14 protein-coding genes are annotated in these 17,636 nt (G+C 54.8%); 9 read left to right on the plus strand and 5 right to left on the minus strand.

The features are described from left to right. Positions 1-1,071: a Gfo/Idh/MocA family protein gene (locus VQ830_RS23055; RefSeq protein ID WP_337270507.1), complete on the plus strand. Its 1,071-nt coding sequence runs from the start codon at positions 1-3 to the stop codon at positions 1,069-1,071. A 38-nt stretch (positions 1,072-1,109) separates the two neighbouring features. Continuing rightward, complete coding sequence (locus VQ830_RS23060) at positions 1,110-2,210, plus strand: ABC transporter ATP-binding protein (protein WP_337270508.1); 1,101 nt, start codon at positions 1,110-1,112, stop codon at positions 2,208-2,210. Between the two features lie 213 nt (positions 2,211-2,423). On the opposite strand, the gene VQ830_RS23065 is transcribed toward VQ830_RS23060, so the two are convergent. From VQ830_RS23065 to VQ830_RS23085, 5 genes are all read right to left on the minus strand, one after another. Beyond that, entirely contained in the window at positions 2,424-2,729 is a 306-nt protein-coding gene (locus VQ830_RS23065; RefSeq protein WP_337270509.1) for a hypothetical protein, read from the minus strand. A gap of 285 nt (positions 2,730-3,014) precedes the next feature. Then, positions 3,015-4,001, minus strand: coding sequence for a dihydrodipicolinate synthase family protein (locus tag VQ830_RS23070; RefSeq protein ID WP_337270510.1), 987 nt, complete (start codon positions 3,999-4,001; stop codon positions 3,015-3,017). A gap of 6 nt (positions 4,002-4,007) precedes the next feature. Beyond that, positions 4,008-4,430 carry a hypothetical protein gene (locus tag VQ830_RS23075; RefSeq protein ID WP_337270511.1) on the minus strand — a complete coding sequence of 141 codons (423 nt, stop codon included), beginning with the start codon at positions 4,428-4,430 and terminating at the stop codon, positions 4,008-4,010. Between the two features lie 322 nt (positions 4,431-4,752). Next, complete coding sequence (locus VQ830_RS23080; protein ID WP_337270512.1) at positions 4,753-6,648, minus strand: methyl-accepting chemotaxis protein; 1,896 nt, start codon at positions 6,646-6,648, stop codon at positions 4,753-4,755. Positions 6,649-6,920: 272 nt separating this feature from the next. Next, positions 6,921-8,015, minus strand: coding sequence for a GGDEF domain-containing protein (locus VQ830_RS23085; RefSeq protein WP_337270513.1), 1,095 nt, complete (start codon positions 8,013-8,015; stop codon positions 6,921-6,923). A gap of 531 nt (positions 8,016-8,546) precedes the next feature. Between VQ830_RS23085 and VQ830_RS23090 the strand changes: the two genes are divergently transcribed. From VQ830_RS23090 to VQ830_RS23120, 7 genes are all read left to right on the plus strand, one after another. Continuing rightward, positions 8,547-10,247, plus strand: a complete 1,701-nt coding sequence (locus tag VQ830_RS23090; protein WP_337270514.1) for a type I secretion system permease/ATPase — start codon at positions 8,547-8,549, stop codon at positions 10,245-10,247. After that, positions 10,244-11,560 carry an HlyD family type I secretion periplasmic adaptor subunit gene (locus VQ830_RS23095; RefSeq protein WP_337270515.1) on the plus strand — a complete coding sequence of 439 codons (1,317 nt, stop codon included), beginning with the start codon at positions 10,244-10,246 and terminating at the stop codon, positions 11,558-11,560. Before VQ830_RS23090 ends, VQ830_RS23095 begins: the two co-directional genes overlap by 4 nt. Positions 11,561-11,641: 81 nt before the next feature. Then, a complete protein-coding gene (gene eglC / locus VQ830_RS23100) occupies positions 11,642-13,090 on the plus strand; it encodes an endo-1,3-1,4-beta-glycanase EglC (protein ID WP_337270516.1) in 1,449 nt (482 codons plus the stop codon). Between the two features lie 251 nt (positions 13,091-13,341). Beyond that, positions 13,342-14,004 carry a response regulator gene (locus tag VQ830_RS23105; RefSeq protein WP_337270565.1) on the plus strand — a complete coding sequence of 221 codons (663 nt, stop codon included), beginning with the start codon at positions 13,342-13,344 and terminating at the stop codon, positions 14,002-14,004. Next, the gene (locus VQ830_RS23110) at positions 14,001-15,374 is read left to right on the plus strand and encodes a sensor histidine kinase (protein WP_337270517.1); all 1,374 of its coding nucleotides are present in this window, start codon (positions 14,001-14,003) and stop codon (positions 15,372-15,374) included. Before VQ830_RS23105 ends, VQ830_RS23110 begins: the two co-directional genes overlap by 4 nt. Before the next feature lie 133 nt (positions 15,375-15,507). Next, entirely contained in the window at positions 15,508-16,209 is a 702-nt protein-coding gene (locus VQ830_RS23115; protein ID WP_337270518.1) for an MtnX-like HAD-IB family phosphatase, read from the plus strand. 12 nt (positions 16,210-16,221) lie between these two features. After that, positions 16,222-17,634 carry an aspartate aminotransferase family protein gene (locus VQ830_RS23120; RefSeq protein ID WP_337270519.1) on the plus strand — a complete coding sequence of 471 codons (1,413 nt, stop codon included), beginning with the start codon at positions 16,222-16,224 and terminating at the stop codon, positions 17,632-17,634. Positions 17,635-17,636: the final 2 nt, after the last annotated feature.

Raw genomic sequence — 17,636 nt, forward strand, 5'->3', positions numbered from 1 at the left:
ATGTCACAGAGAAAGAAAGTCGCGATCATCGGTCTTGGTATTGGTCGCTCTCACATCGTCGAGGGATACCTCCCGAACAAGGAGCAATTCGAAGTTGCCGTTGTGTGCGACCTTGATGACGAGCGGCTCGCAAAAGTTGCCGATGAATTTGGCATCGCCAAGCGCACAAAGGACTTTGCCGAGGTGCTCTCCATGCCGGACGTCGATATCATCGATATCTGCACGCCGCCGGGAACCCATTATAAACTTATTCTGGAAGCGCTGGCTTCGGGCAAACATGTGGTTTGCGAAAAGCCTTTGGTGGGTTCGCTGGCCGATGTCGATGGCGTAATCGCAGCTGAAAAAACAGCAGCTGGCCGCCTCATGCCTATCTTCCAGTACCGTTATGGCGACGGCGTTCAGAAGGCAAAGGCAATCATCGATGCAGGTCTTGCGGGCAAGGCCTATGTAGCGACGTGCGAAACGCATTGGCGGCGAACGGCGCAATATTATGCGGTACCTTGGCGCGGAAAGTGGGCAACGGAACTGGGAGGCGTCCTGATGACCCACTCGATCCATCTCCACGACATGCTGACCTACCTGATGGGACCGATCGACGGCCTGTTTGGTCGGATCGCAACACGTGTCAATGACATCGAGGTCGAAGATTGCATCAGCGCAAGTCTCGTGATGGCAAACGGGGCTCTGGCCACGATGAGTGCCACGCTTGGCTCTGCAGACGAGATCAGCCGGCTTCGTCTCTGCTTCGAAAACATCACCTTCGAAAGCAATCATGAGGCTTATAGTCCCGGACGGGACCCCTGGACTATTCTTCCGAGCAATCCGGAAACGGGAAAGCAAATCGAAGAGCTGCTGGCAAATTGGACACCTGTACCGAACCGTTTCCAGACACAAATGAAGCTTTTCCACGAAGCTCTGATAACGAACGGCCCGCTTCCGGTGACGACCGCAGATGCTCGACGATCACTGGAGTTGGTCACTGCCTTTTACCAGTCGGCGGAAACCGGTCACGAAGTTAGGTTTCCGCTCGGACCTGAAAGCCCGAAATACAAGAGCTGGAGGCCGGCATGAATATGCGCCCGGCACCAATCCAAAGGGAGGAGAAATCCATGGCGACGCGCGTATCTCTTCATAAGGTCGTCAAGCGATATGGGGAATTGGAAGTCGTACATGGTATCGATCTTGAGATCGAGCCGGGCGAATTTACCGTATTCGTTGGCCCCTCCGGCTGCGGGAAATCGACATTGCTGCGGATGATTGCCGGTCTAGAGCCCATCTCAGGCGGTTCTCTCTTTCTGGACGGCGAGCGCATGAATGACGTCCCGGCGGCTAGGCGCGGTATCGCGATGGTGTTTCAGTCCTACGCACTTTATCCGCATATGACTGTCTATAAAAACCTTGCTTTCGGTCTGGAGACGTCGGGGATGAAGAAGAAGGATATCGAGCCGCGCGTCGAGCGCGCCGCCGAGGTCCTGCAAATCAAGCAGCTTCTCGCTCGCAAACCCAAGCAGCTTTCCGGCGGCCAACGTCAGCGCGTCGCCATTGGCCGAGCGATTGTGCGCGAACCCAACATTTTCCTCTTCGACGAGCCTCTCTCCAATCTCGATGCAGAACTACGCGTCCAGATGCGTGTCGAGATCGCAAAACTTCACCAGCGCCTTGGCAACACAATGATTTATGTGACGCATGATCAGGTGGAGGCCATGACCATGGCCGACAAGATCGTCGTCTTAAATGGCGGCCATATTGAGCAGGTTGGAGCGCCTCTCGATCTTTACAACAAGCCGAAGAACAAGTTTGTCGCCGGCTTCATCGGATCACCTAAAATGAACTTCGTTGAGGGGATTGTTGGCGGCTCTTCGTACGCCCCTTCGGTGGAAGTCAACGGACAAGTCATTGCCCTCCCACGCGCCGTTGGAAAGATAGCACCTGGCGATAAGGTGACGTTTGGGGCTAGACCCGAACATCTCACGGTCCATGCAAAAGGCCTAGCCCTCGGTCCAGCGAAGGTGGATCTCGTCGAACATCTCGGTGGGCAGACAATCCTTTATGTCACGTTACAGAACGGCAAGAGCTTGACTGTGGCACTCGAAGACCAGCAACCGATCCGCGCTGGCGAAACGGTGACCATCTATGTTGATCCGGAACGATGCCATCTGTTCGACACCAAGAACGTCGCCATCGGGGCCCTTGAGCGTGATGCCTCGTGAATGTCACGTTGCATCACCTGTTATAAGGGCCTCACGTCTCGCTTAGTGTGGCGGCAGGACAATCGATATCAGCCGTGCGATCGCCAGCAAGAGCCCAAGGTCTATAACAAGGCCGATCACTGCTGTGGCGGGTCCCACCGTCTTTGACGGTGCACGCTTAGGGTAAATGGTCCAAGACATCGAGGAGAGAAGACGTGAGGCTCGCATGATCGGTCAACCCGCACGCTGATGCCAGGTGCTGCTTGTTCCGAGAGCGAAAGACCGCCTTCCTCGTCTCTGCTTGCGTGCGCTGAATATATCGGCGACCTCCAAAACGCTTTGATCAGGCAAGCAGGCAACAGCCTCCGGATGCCTGCCGCTTTCGGTGACGGCAAATCGGATCGCTGAGGCGCGATCAACGAAGACGCCACCGACCAAGCCGAGACAATCGCAGACCAGCCATCGGCCATCGGCATCGTGTCCGATGGTAAAGCGTTGTGAAATGGTGTGCGATTCATCTGAAACTTGTATGTCGTCCATGAAAATCTCCATGCGAAAGCATGCTCCAGACGCCGCGTTGCGGCTGGATTGCGTGCTTGAGTTTTGTGGTGAAGGGCGGAGGTGAAAGAGGCTACATCAGGCAATGAGACGTAGCGGGGGCGCTCTATCACTACTAGGTGTCTGGCTCACACGCATAGAAGCGAAACTCCAGACGTCGGCACTGATCATTGACATTTGCCTTCTTCGCAAATTGTTCGACGATGAAAGAATAAGAGGTCATACGTAGGTTTTCGATGGGAGCAAAATAGCAACGGTATAGGCATTTCATAAAGAAAAGGGCGGAATGTCCGGTGGTGCCGCTCTGCGCGTTCTCGCGGCCTCAGCGATAAGATCAGAGGCTTTTTTTGTGATGTCCTCATCGCGTAGATTGCGCATAAGACGCTTTATGACCTGTGCTGTCTCTTCCGAGATGGGGAGGAGAGGTAAGCGAAGGCTATTGTCGAGGCCTCTTCTGGCCGTCAACGCGTATTTCAATGCGGCAGGTGCGCTCTCTGAGCCTATTGCTTCTACGAGAGGACGCAACCGGTCGGAAAACTTTGTGGCGTAATCGAGAGCCCCTGATTTGCGTGCCTCGTACCAGGCGCAGACATGCCCAGGATAAAGATTTGCAACAACGGAAACAAAGGAGCCGTGATCCAAGGCGGGCGGCGCCGATAGTTCCACAGCCTCGCTTCCAATACAAAAGGTGCCTACGCAAATATCTTGCATCAGTTTGCGCAGCTCAACGGCGTCACGATCCTCATCAATGATGCCGATGACATTGGCATTATCCGATAGTGCATGGATTGTATCCGACCTCAGCTTCACGGCAGTATGCGTAGAGGCATTATGTACGATGATGGGAATTTTCGTCGCTTCGGCAATCATCGCGTAATGCTGCAGAATGCCTTTCTGGATCGGGCGGCTGTAATAGGGCACGGTGATGAGCGCATAATCTGCCCCCTGGGCTTGCGCCTCCAGCGTTCGCTCTAGCGTCTTGGCGGTACAGTTCGTACCCGTTGCGGCAATGACGGGAACGCGGCCCTTGGCGATTTGCAGGCAAAGAGCTAGAAGGCTCCGCCTTTCTTCCTCTTCCAATGTCGGCCCCTCGCCGGCAAGCGAATTTACTAGAAATCCCTGTACGCCCTCCGAAATCTGCCATTCGACGAGATGAGCGAAACCGGCATAATCCACATCGCCGTTCTTGAAAGGCGTGACGAGCGCGGTGATAGGACCTTGAAGCAGAGGAGCGTTTTCGGCGTTAAGCTGCATGTCCGACTATCTTTTCGAAGCGTTTGTTGCTTGATCAATCTTCGCAGGCGCTATTCGGCTTAATGCTTGTTGCTGCAGCGAAAGTAGGGAGATCAGGCAGGCAGCAGGAAGATCCGTGTGAAAGCCACGCGCGATAAGCGCATTGCCATGGTGATACTGAGAGGTCTGGCATTTCCAACCTTGCTTGGCTCTCTGGATGAGATCCAGTCGCGCGGCAATGAGATGTTCCTCCAGCATGATTGCCAGCGCCTCAAAAAGGGCATTCGCGTTGACCAATGCGCGGAACCGCAGCGCCGTTGACTTTTCCGTCTTCGCGAAATCTGGACAAATGAGTTTTGCGAAGTTCCAGACGTGATCTTCACGCAGTTTCGTCGCAGCTTCGACGCGCTGGCGCAAACCATCAATGTCAAAATCGTATTCAGCAGACATGAGTGTGGAACCACGATGTTATGGTCACATCACTAGCTGCAGCCGGCATAGAGATTCGATTGGGGAGGATGAGTTACGATATAAGAAACCCATATGGATGCGGGCAATTTACCCGGTCTTCACCAGGTTTCCGGCCCCGACGCAATTTTGTCAGATAGAATATTGGGCACTTTTAGAAATAATGCGGGAAAGGCGGTTCTTCTCAACCTGCACCAGCAACACGCGCCGCACATCTATTCGATGTACGGCGCGGTATTTGGACTGGGTCTCAGGTTTTCTTGGCATGCCGTCGGACTGCCAAGCCGATGCTGTTGCTCTTAGGTTAGAACTCAGACCACTCTGTTGTGGAACGAGAGCCTCCACCTGCGGCCGCCATAGCCCGTGGTCGCGGGGATAGCGCGGCTTGACGGGGCGCTTCGCGCATGGCAGCGGCCTGTGCATGAAGCGGACTGCGGCCGCCAGACAGCGAGAACTGGTCGATCAGACCTTTTAGCTTTGAAGCTTCCTGAGTAAGGGTCGAGCTGGAAGCACTGGTCTGTTCAACCATGGCGGCGTTCTGCTGGGTGACCTGATCCATCTGATTGATGGCTGAGTTCACTTCGCCCAGAGCGACGCTCTGCTCGCGTGAGGATGTGGCGATGGCTTCCATATGCTGGTTCATCGTGACGATCTGTTGCTCGATCGTCTTCAAAGCGTCGCCGGTGTCGCGAACAAGCTTCACGCCGCCGCCAACCTGCTCTGTCGAAGTGCGGATGAGGTCCTTGATCTCGCGTGCGGCAGAGGCGGAGCGCTGAGCAAGCTCACGAACTTCCTGCGCAACGACGGCGAAACCTTTACCAGCTTCCCCAGCACGTGCCGCTTCAACACCAGCGTTGAGCGCGAGAAGGTTGGTTTGGAACGCGATCTCGTCGATGACGCCGATAATGCTCGCAATCTGCTGCGAGGATGCCTCGATCCGTTCCATCGCCTGCAGGGCATTGCCGACGACCTCACCGGAATGCTTGGCGCTACCGTTCGCTTCAATGGCAGCAGCACGTGCCTCGTTCACTCGCTGGGCGGAGTTTGTCACATTCGTGGTGATTTCATCGAGGGCGGCCGCCGTTTCCTCGAGCGAGGCAGCCTGCTGCTCCGTTCTGCGAGACAGATCCATTGCGGCCCGATTGATCTCTTCGCTGCCGGTATCGATCGATCTCGTGGCATCAGATACGGCGAGCAAAGTTTGCGTGAGCTGAGTGATCGTCGCGTTGAGGTCATGACGAAGTGATTCAAATTCTTGAGCGAATGGCTCCTGGATCTGGAATGACAAGTCTCCCGAAGCCATACGCTTAAGGGCACTTGCTATGCGCGTCGTTGCGTCGGCTAGCTTCTGCTGCGCAAGAGCCTCTGCCTCGGCGGTGGCCCTGCGATCACGTTCTTCGCGCGTGCGAGCCTGCTCTGCCTCACCTTCCAAGGTATATTTTGCGCTCGCAGCCTCGCGGAAGACTTCGACCGCGCTCGCCATCTCGCCAATCTCGTCCTTACGATCTTTATGCGGAATTGCGCTGTTTCTGTCGCCGCCAGCCAGACGCAGCATCGCATCGCGGATGGATTTGATGGGCCTGACAACATTGGCGTTGATAAAGAAGAGCCCGGCAATTGCGAGAACCACGATGAGAATCGAGCTTGAAAGCGTGGTGATTTCGACCATCGAAGCCGTCTTCTCGGCAACCTGCGTGCGCTCGGCAAGGAGGCTGCTCTCCATGTCCTTCATCTCTTTAATCTTGGCGCGGATACCGTCCATCGACTGCTTCCCGGCGCCAGAGATCTCGATTGCCCGCGCCTGATCCCATGTCTTGGGGTCCTGCATGAGGGGGATTTCCGCATCGACGATCTTCGTTTTCCAAGTCTGGGCGAGAGCATCAAGCTCATCGAGCCGTTTCTGCTGAACCGGATTGTCCGCAGTCAGAGCCCTGACTTTTGCAAGATTCGCCTGGTAAGCGGCGGCTCCGGCTTTTTGGGGCTCGAGAAATTTGCTGTCGCCAGAGAGCAAGAAGGCTCGCATCCCGGTCTCTTGATCCACCATGGCGGCAATAACTGCATCTAAGGTCTCAAGAACGGTGTAGGTGTGAACCGTGATCTGCGCCGTTGCTCTTTGGCGTTCAAGACCATGGTAACCTATAACGCCGCTCACCGTGCTAAAGACGATCAAGATCGCGAGCGTTATCGCGATTTTAGTCATTATCTTAAAATTGCTAATTGTCATCTCAAAGCCCCTAACTTAAACCTCCGCCCCCGGAGGTCTCGGCATCAACCACGCCTTCAGGTGATGCTTTTTGCCGAACAGTCACTGGTGTACGCTAACGGACTTAAGGATTAATAAAAAAATGGAATTCTGATGAATACCCGCAAGATAAGCGAGTAAGTATACGTTTGTAAAAACGACCATGAATACAGCATAGTCACTTAATTTCAGAGATATTTCTGTATTCGTTATAGAAGAGCCGCTGCTTACTAAGCGACAACTTCTATCTCTACTCTGTTACGCCCCGATTGCTTTGCGCGATAAAGCGCTCGATCCGCAGCATCCAACACATTTTGAAAGTCGGGAGGAGAGGTAAGCGAGGAGGCAATACCGATACTGACGGTGATTTTGATCTGTTCATCGCCAGCGGCTACGCTGTTGGTGGCGACGCCTTGCCTTATTTTTTCTCCGACGATTGCTGCCTGCCGGTCATCGGTATTCGGCAAGAGGACGACGATTTCTTCTCCGCCATAGCGCGCCGCAATATCCGTCCTGCGAACCGATGCACGGATAACATCCGCGGCACCTGATAGGACCGTATCGCCTACGCTGTGCCCCCATGTGTCGTTGATCTTCTTAAAATGATCGATATCAAGCATGACAACCGAAAACGGTGTCTGCTTGGTTTGCATTTCGGCTGCGCAACGATCACCAGCTCGTTGCAGAACGCGCCGATTGGGAAGCTTCGTCAGAGGATCGACGCTTGCCTCGTTTTCCAGCGCTCTTTGGATACGAATTCGGTAGCGCTCCCGATCCAGAAGATCGCTCAGCAGGAACACACCTACAACATTGATGACGAAAAGTGGCGCTAGGGCGTGCGTCAGAACCTGATACGCTATGTCTCGAGGAAGAAAGGGAATAACCGCAGCCCCGCTTAACGTGGCGAGAGCATAGAGTGCTGTACGACGGTGCCCGGCTCCAAGAAAGCGGACAGGAAGCAATGTCAACATATAGCCTGCCAACGTCACCAGCGCGACGCCAACCGCACCGCCGGGCGCCCCTGCTCCTCCAATGAATAACCTATAGCTTCCCATCATAGCTGCAGCCACGATTGCCGCGAGCCCACCCCCATAAGCAGGCGCAAGGACTGCAAGCACCAGCCTGCCATCATGGATGATCCCCGGCATCCAGGTGATCGGGTCGCTCATGGACAGGACACCGCCGGTACCAAAGAGAAGTCCAATCGTGAACCGCCTTAGGAGCGGCCTTCCGATCGTTCTGACGACCACGGCATAGATGTAAACAATAATCGCCGCTTGTCCCAGAATTCGGACAGAAGAGATCACAAAAGTGTTGAGGTCCATAAAGCTCTCATTTTCGATGCTGTGGGAAAATTGGAGCATTAGGCGTGGAGTAACAACCCCTACCGGTTGCAATATTATGGCTCTCGATGGTGTAAAGCAAAAATGCCCGTTTAAAGTGCACACGCCATTTGAAGGGTTGCGCGAAAGAACGAACGAACTCTCAACATAGTCTTTTATACCCAAAGTATAAAAAAATTAGAACGCTACTAAAGTTATAAAAGCTTATATATTAGGCATCTAATTTTCACGTAACTAGATCGCCGGAAACATTTGAAATAAAACGTATTTTTCCAAAACCCCCTAAAACTGGGCTGTGCGGCGTTTTTACACTTAACTTTTCCCGAGAATTTGTTTAAATTAAGCGGCGAGGGGCAGCATTGAGCTGCGAAAATTTCTGGATCGACAGGACGTCTTTCCTGTTGAAATCCACGCCGTCATTTTGCGCATGAAGCGCATCCATCAAATTTTTGTTTCCGGGGTTTGTCATTGCTTCAGGGCTCTTTGGCATCGCGGCGTCTGCCGTTCATAGAAATGTTATCAATGCTCAGGAGCGCAGCCGTTGGGATCGGCGTAACGAGTGCGATCGTCAACATACTGGCGCTCACCGGCTCTATGTTCATGTTGCAGGTCTACGACAGGGTTATACCCAGTCGAAGCCTGTCTACGCTAACGGGCCTCACCATCATCATGGTGTCGCTCTTCGCGTTCCAATGGGCCTTGGAGCTCATCAGGGCCTTGCTGCTCGGCCGCATTGGGTGCCTTGTCGAGGAAAAATTTCGGTCTCAAGCATTTTATAGCTTTGCACAGGCTGCTAAGCGCAAACCTGACAGGGGTGATGGGCTGCAGCCCATTCGAGATATCGATACGATCAGAAACTTTCTATCCGGCAGCGGACCCACCACCTTCTTCGATCTGCCTTGGGTGCCGGTTTATCTGGGACTAGCATTCCTGTTTCATTTTTGGATCGGTGTGACAGCGCTTGTAGGTGCCCTTATCCTGGTTGGGCTGGCAATCCTCGCCGAAATAAAGTCCAAAGATCCATCTCACAAGGCAGCTGAACTTCTGGAAGAGCGGATGGCGTTTGCCGAGGCGACCCGCCGCAATTCCGATGCCGTGACAGCAATGGGCCTGTCTCATGCCCTTCTGAAACGCTGGGAAGAACTAAGCCGCCGCCAAATGGAAAATCACCTTCGGTCCACCTCGGTCGTTGGCTCTCTATCAACCCTTTCAAAGGCTGCGCGAACATTGCTGCAGTCCTGCGTCCTTGCCGTAGGCGCCGTTTTGGTCATCCATCAGCAGGCCACCGGTGGGATCATCATCGCAAGTTCGATCCTGGTGAGCCGGGCCCTTGCGCCAATTGAACTCGCGATCGCCAACTGGAAAGGCTTTACCTATGCGCGTCAGGCCTATGCACGCTTGGCCATGACACTTCCTCAATCAGAGCTTGAAAACCAGGACGTAACTTTGCCTGCGCCCTGCGAAGTGCTGAAGGTCGAGAACCTTCACCTCGGGCCGCCAGGATCGCTCGTTCCCATCTTGCGTGGCGTATCGTTCGAAGCATTTGCGGGAGAGGCAATTGCTGTCATCGGACCAAGCGCCTCTGGAAAATCGTCTCTGGCGCGGGGTCTCGTTGGACTATGGTCTCCCCTTGCGGGCAGCATTCGGCTTGATGGCGCATCCCTCACGCAATGGTCCTCCGATCTTCTCGGTCGCCATGTCGGCTATCTGCCCCAAGAGGTATCGTTGTTTGACGGCACCATCGCAGAAAACATCTCACGGTTTGAGCCGGATGCGCCGTCGGATCTGATTATTGCCGCTGCAAAGGCTGCCGGCGTCTATGACATGATCGTCCATCTGCCAGACGGCTTCAGCACTCGGATCGGTGAAAGAGGCATGGCGCTGTCGGGTGGCCAACGCCAAAGAATTGCACTTGCGCGCGCCCTTTACCGCGATCCATTTCTTGTCGTTCTCGATGAGCCAAATTCCAATCTCGATGCGGACGGAGAGAAGGCTCTTTCCCGTGCTATCGAGGGGGTTCGCGCCCGCAAGGGCATCGTTCTCATCATTGCCCACCGCCCCACGGTTCTGTCGGCGGTCGATAAAGTGCTGGCTCTTGACGAGGGTCGCCCTCGGGCCTTTGGCCGAGCAGATGAACTGGCAAAGAAAATGCAGCGGCCCAGTGCAGCTTCAGCGTCTTTTGTTAGACCTCTTCGCGTGGAGGCTTCGCAATGACCACAGGTCCGGTATCAACGCACCGCGCAATACGCCGTCTCACCGCCCTTTCGCTCGGCGGTGCCATCCTTCTCGTTGGCGTCGTCGGCGGCCTTGCGGGCAACATCAAGCTGAACGGCGCGGTGATTACCTCAGGCAACCTGACAGTCGACAGCTATGTCAAATCCGTGCAGCATCAGCGCGGAGGAACTGTCAGCCAACTTCACGTGCATAACGGCGATCGCGTGAAGGTCGGCGATATCCTTATCCGCCTTGACGACACCCAGACAAAGGCAAACCTCGCCATCATTTCCTTGCGTCTTCGCCAGCTCGCAATGCGCTCAGCGCGACTTGCGGCGGAAAGAGACGGAAAAGACAGCTTTGAACGCCCGGTCAAGATCGGCCCGACGCAAATCGATGCCGATACCGCAGAGCTTGATGCCATAGAGCAATCGGAACGCCGGCTTTTCGAAGATCGGCGATCCTCCATGGAGGGCCGCATCTCTCAGCTCCGGGAAAGGATCCGGCAGCTTGATCAGGAAGCAAAAGGCTTGGTTTCTCAGGAGGACGGCAAGAAGCGTGCGGTGGAAATCATCAATCGCGAGTTGGCAAGCCTGCAGCCTCTTCTCGATCAAGGCGTCATCCCGGCAACGCGTGTTTATTCGCTGCAGCGCGATGCAGCCAATCTTGCCGGAGATATCGGCAGTCTTGAAGCGTCCGCCGCCGAGCTGAGAGGCAAGATTGCGGAAACGGAACTGCAGATCATACAGGTGGGTGACGATCACAGAAGCGAAGTCTCGGACCAGTTGCGTCAAGCGGAGAACGATCTTGGAGAATATGCCGAGCGGCTCGTCGCGGCACAGGACGAGCTTGCACATGTCGATATCCGGGCGCCGCAGGATGGGATTGTACATGAGTTGAATGTTCATGCGGCGGGCGCAGTCGTTGCGCCCGGACAGACGATCATGCAGATCGTCCCTGACGAAGACAATCTGATCCCGGAATTGAAGATCGCTCCCCATGATATCGACCAGGTCAGAATAAACGGGCCAGTCGGCCTTCGCTTTTCGGCGTTCAGTTACCGAACCACGCCGGAACTGACCGGACAGGTTGTAAGCATCGCCCCTGACCTGACGGTCGATCAGCACACCGGCCAAACCTACTACACCGTCAGGGTGTCCGTGCCGCAAAGCGAGTGGCACCGGCTGGGCGATCTCAAGGTGGCAGCCGGCATGCCGGTCGAAGCATTCATTAAAACCGGTGAACGCACGGCTCTCGCCTATTTGGCACAGCCCTTCACCGATCAGATCAATCGGGCATTCAGAGAAGAGTGACCGACTGACGATGCCCAGATGTCATGGGCATCTCTTTTCATGGGGGTGCGGGGCCCTCGTGACTAAAGCAAAGGGAATACAATGAGACAGCAAATCCTGAATGCCCTTGGAACGCCTCTTTATTACAGCGACACCTCAACGGCCTGGTTTTCTGCCACAAAAGCCGGAAGCGTTCTCAATGGAAGCTCGGGCAATGATTCCATGTATGGCGATAGCGCCGTCAACGTCACGATGCAGGGCGGAGCAGGTGACGACATCTATTATCTTTACTCATCCATCAATCGTGCGGTCGAAGCGCCAGGCGCCGGCATCGATACGATCAATACCTGGATGAGCTACACGCTCCCTGCCAATTTCGAGAACCTGACGGTGACTGGTGACGGTCGCTATGCCTTTGGCAACTCTCAAGACAACATCATCACCGGCGGCAGCGGCAGCCAGACCATTGACGGCGGCGCTGGCAACGACGTTCTGACGGGCGGCGGTGGCGCGGACACCTTCATCTTCACACGCGGCAATGGTACTGACCTGATTACCGACTTCAGCAGCGACGACAAAGTTCGCTTGAACGGCTACAGCTATTCCTCTTTCGAGCAGGTCCTGTCTCATACGACCCAGCAAGGCGCCAATCTGAAGCTTGACCTTGGAGGCGGCGAGGCAATTGTCTTTGCAAATACAAAAGCATCAGACCTACAGGCGTCGCAATTTCAGCTGGCGCTAGATCGCTCTCACCTCACGACAACATTCGATGACGAATTCAACAGTCTTTCGCTGAGGAGCGGAACAACCGGGACCTGGGATGCAAAATTCTCCTGGGCGCCTGACAGCGGCGGAACGCTCCACACGAACGGTGAGCTTCAATGGTATATTAATCCTAGCTATGCGCCGACATCTGCTGTCAATCCGTTCTCGGTCAGCAATGGCGTCTTGTCGATCACAGCAGCGCCGGCATCGGCGTCCATCCAGCCGGAAATCAATAATTACAAATATACCTCAGGGCTTTTGACGACGCACTCGTCTTTCGCGCAGACCTACGGCTACTTCGAAATGCGGGCGCAAATGCCTCACGATCAGGGCGTGTGGCCGGCTTTCTGGCTTCTTCCAGAGGACGGCAAATGGCCGCCGGAGCTCGACGTCGTCGAAATGCGCGGACAGGAGCCCAATGTCGTCAATGTTACCGCGCATAGCAATGACGGTGGCTCGCATACCCTTCAATCGTTTCCCGTGAAGGTTCCGAGCACCGATGGCTTCCACAACTACGGCGTCTTGTGGGATGCGAATAACATCACCTGGTACTTCGACGACGTAGCGATCGCTCAGGCCGCAACGCCGTCAGACATGCACAGCGACATGTATATGGTCGTAAATCTCGCCGTGGGCGGGACCGCAGGTACGCCGGCAAACGGCCTGGCAGGCGGTTCCACGATGAAGATCGACTATATCAAGGCATACTCGCTGGCGAGCAGCCCTGTAACCGCAGACAGCCATACCACGGTTCAAAAAGTTATCAGCAGCGATTGGCATATCTAGAAGGCAATTATTGAGTCTCGGCGGCGGCGTGTGCCCGCCGCCACAGCAGTTTTGATAATGACTTGCTTCAGACATCCACCTCTGTAGCCTCAAGATTTATACATTGATTATTTGAATTACGGGGCGTTCGACCCTGAAAAAGTCGCGCATCAGCGGAGCGTGCGGCGAAAAATCTGCATTCACAAAACTGAAATCTGTCGTAATCAATAGGGACGCTGCGGACACGAGGTCCAATGCGACTGAGGGAAGTGATGCGCATCCTATTGGTGGAAGACGATCAAATTTTGGGTTCGGCACTGAAAAAGGCGCTGGAAAAACATGCCTATGGCGTGGATTGGTTCCGCGATGCCGAGAACGGGTTGCTGGCTCGCCAAGACGGTGAGTACGTCGCGCTTATTCTTGACGTAAACTTGCCGGGTATGAGCGGTTTTGACCTCTTGCGGCAATTGCGGGTTCGCGGCGACGATACGCCCGTCATTATGTTGACGGCGCTTGATGGCATCAAGCATCGGGTCGAAGGTCTTGACGAAGGCGCCGACGACTACCTTGTGAAGCCGTTTGATCTTGAGGAACTTCTGGCGCGGTTGCGTGCCGTAATTCGTCGTCGCTCGGGCCGTCGCGAAACCGTCTTGCGATGCGGAGATGTCGAACTCGATCCGGCCGCCATGGTTGCCCGGCAAGCTGGAACGCCTGTCCATATGGCTGCCAAAGAGTTTCACCTGTTGCGGCTGTTGATGGAACGAGCGGGACGTTACGTGACCAAGGTCGATATCGAATACGCCCTTTATGACGTCAACTCGACGGTGGAAAGCAACACGATCGAAGTGGCCGTCTACAACCTCAGGAAAAAATTCGGTTCCGATTTCATCAAGTCGATCCGCGGCGTTGGATATATGATCGAGCGTAAGTCATGACCTTTACGCTCAGTCAGCGTCTCTTCTTTCGAATTCTGCCGACGCTCATTATCGCAATCGCCGTGGTCGGCGTCTTTGCCTATCGAAGTGCTATTCGCGAGATTAACAATATCTACGACGCACAGCTCATCAGCGACGCCAATGTCCTTTGGTCCTTGCTCGGCCACAGGCTGGAGAGACCTCGGGAGCGGCCGACTGTCCATGTGCCGGACATTGATTTCAGCATGGACAACCAGTTGGCGCTCAATGAAGATGCTGACGACTTTGCGGATGCACATTCTTACAGGCTTTGGAAAGGCGATACGCTTGCCATCGCCAGCAGCAACGCCTTTCCCGACAACATCCCGCAATTCCATCCCGGTTTTGCAGAGACCCAGTACGACGGCTCGACGTGGCGCATTTACTCCCTCGCCATCCCGAATAGCGAGGTGACTATCGAGGTTGCGGAGGATATCAGCCTTCGCGAGCAGCTTGTCGAAAATATCCTGCTCAACCTCGCATTTCCTCTTCTCATTCTCATTCCGGCTATTGCTGCATTGATTTGGTACGGGATTACAGACGGCTTGAGCAACATCCGCGGGCTGGTTCGTCAAATCAGGTCTCGCAACCCGGACGACCTCACAAAGATCTCGTCTGTCGCACTTCCGAAAGATCTGACACCGCTTGTCGGATCACTGAATACATTGCTCGAAAAGCTTGAACGCTCGCTGGCTTCGGAAAGGCGGTTTTCCGACCTCGCGGCGCATCAGTTGCGGACACCGCATGCGGCAATCAAGCTGCTGCTGCAATTGCTTGCCCAGGCGGATACAGAAGAAGAGAGGCAGTCTCTGATCAACGATCTCGTTTCCAGCAACGAGCGCTCAATGCATATGATCGAGCAGCTTCTGAAACTTGCGAGGATCGGTCACGAAAAGATCAATTTGGCACCCGTTAATCTTTACGACATCGCAGCCTCGACGCTGGCCGACTTCGGCAACCTGATCTCGCTGAAGAATTTCGAGGTCGAGCTTGTCGGCGATGAAACTGCGCAGGGCCTCACCGATGCTGCGCTCCTGAGATTGATGCTCGACAACGTATTGGACAACGCCATCAAATATGCTCCGGAGGGCGGACGGCTGGAGGTTTCAGTGCGGCAGGAAGACAGTCAGTGGCTGATTTCCATCGCCGATAATGGTCCAGGTATTCCAGCCGAAGAGCGTGAAGCGGCCTTTCAGCGCTTCAATCGACTGAAAGCAATAGACCGTCAAGGCGTGGGTTTAGGTCTTGCTATCGTTGCCGATATCGCAGCGCGGCTGGGAACAGAGATAAAACTCGACACACCTTCATGGGGACGCGGGCTTCAGTTTTCCCTCTATTTTCCAAAAGTTTAAGTAGTTAACAGCTGAGCGTATCGGCAACTTCCAACAAGATTTCATGCAATTTCAGTTTCAGCTCATTTTGGACTAATGCTGCTTTCAGTTCGCAGACCTAGAAGCTCCCCCATAGCTTATTCGGGAGCATTTTATGCAGGCCTTTTGCGACTTTGACGGGACGATATCGAAGCGGGATGTGACAGATCTTGTCCTTGGCCGATTTGCGTCGCCGGAATGGACGAAGGTTGAAGACCTCTGGGTTGATGGCAAGATCACTGCCGGCGAATGCATGCAGAGGCAGATCGCCATGCTGGACGTATCGCTGGAAGCGCTCGGCGCATTCCTCGATACGGTCGAGATCGATCCCAAGTTTGACGCCTTCAAACGCCTTTGCGACGATGCCGGCATTAGCATCACCATCGTCTCCGACGGCGTGGATTTCTTCATAGAGCGTATTCTGGCCGGCCATGGTATCACCGATATTCCTGTCATCGCCAACAAGCTGGTGGTTCATTCCGAGCCTTCGGGACGCACGCGCTTCTCGTTGGAGCTTCCTTATGCCGATTCAGCCTGCCTTGCCGGCAGCGGGGTCTGTAAGTGCCGCGTCGTACGCTCCGCCGCCGACGCGGCTGAAACGAAAATATATGTCGGTGACGGTCGGAGCGACTTCTGCGTCTCCAACGAGCCGATGTTTGTCTATGCCAAGGCATCGCTGTCAGAGCACTGTCGCGAAAATGGTATTCCCTTCATAGCCTTCAAAGACTTCGGAGATGTGACCCGGAGCCTCCAGGCATTCCTGAACAATGCGGCCCGGCCTTTGTCCATGCCAGTATTGTCGAACTCCGCGTCATAAGAGGTATATTTAATGCGCGCACACCTGAAAATCGCCGATGCCGGCGGCCTGTCCGCAACCGAAGACGAACTGCGGCAATTGGAAGCCCAGTACTGCTCGCACGGCGACACGGTCCATTATACGGATCATCCGAAGTTCTTCGAATCCTGCGAAGGCTCCTTCGTTTATGACGCGTCGAATACGCCGTTCCTCGATTTGCAGATGTGGTACTCGGCCGTCAATTTCGGCTACCGAAATCCGCGTCTTAACGAGGCGGTGCATCGCCAGCTCGACACACTGCCGCAGGTCGCCTCACAGTATCTTCACCGCGAAAAGGTTGAGCTTGCAGCGTTGATCGCACAGGATGCCGAACAGAAATTCGGCTATAAAGGCCGCGTTCACTTCAATGTTGGCGGTTCACAGGCCGTCGAAGACTCTCTCAAGCTGGTCCGCAATTACACCGGCGGCAAGAGCCTGATGTTTGCCTTTGAAGGCGGCTATCACGGCCGGACCCTCGGAGCGACCTCGATCACCTCAAGCTATCGCTATCGCCGCCGTTACGGTCATTTCGGCGAGCGCGCACAGTTCATCGAGTTCCCATACCACTTCCGTGGGCCGAAAGGCATGTCGAAGGAAGAATACGGTCATTACTGCGTTCAGAAATTCGCTCGTCTTTTCGAAAGCGAATATAACGGCGTGTGGGATCCGAAGGCTGGAAAGTCGGAATACGCCGCATTTTATATCGAGCCGATCCAAGGCACAGGCGGCTATGTCATCCCGCCGATGAACTTCTTCGTAGAACTGAAGAAGGTTCTTGACGAGCACGGCATCCTCCTCGTTGTCGACGAAATCCAGATGGGTGTCTACCGGACCGGAAAGCTCTGGTCGATTGAACACTTCGGCGTATCGCCGGACGTTTTGGTCTTCGGCAAGGCTCTGACGAACGGCCTTAACCCGCTCTCCGGCATTTGGGCCCGCGAAGAAATGATCAATCCAACGATCTTCCCGCCCGGCTCGACCCACTCCACCTTTGCGTCCAATCCGATGGGAACGGCAGTTGCGCTCGAAACCATGAAGATGGTGTCCGAGAACGATTTCGGCGCAACCGTGATGGAAAAGGGTGCGCGCTTCCTCGATGGCCTGAAGGAACTTCAAAAGCGCCATGCGACTGTCGGTGACGTTGACGGCTTGGGTCTCGCGCTCAGAATGGAGATTTGCAAGTCGGACGGCTTCACGCCTGACAAAGCAACGCTCGATTGGATGTCCGATGAGGGCATGAAGGGCGATCTGCAGTTCGAAGGCCGCAACTACGGTCTCGTTCTCGACGTCGGCGGGTACCACAAGAACGTCATCACGCTCGCACCAAACCTCATGATCAGCCATTCCGAGATCGATCTTGCACTCGAGCTGCTCGATCAACTCCTCACTCGCGCTGAGCAGAGGTAAGT

Source organism: Oryzifoliimicrobium ureilyticum, from assembly GCF_037199735.1.
In the GTDB taxonomy this organism is placed as follows: Bacteria; Pseudomonadota; Alphaproteobacteria; order Rhizobiales; family Rhizobiaceae; genus Rhizobium; species Rhizobium ureilyticus.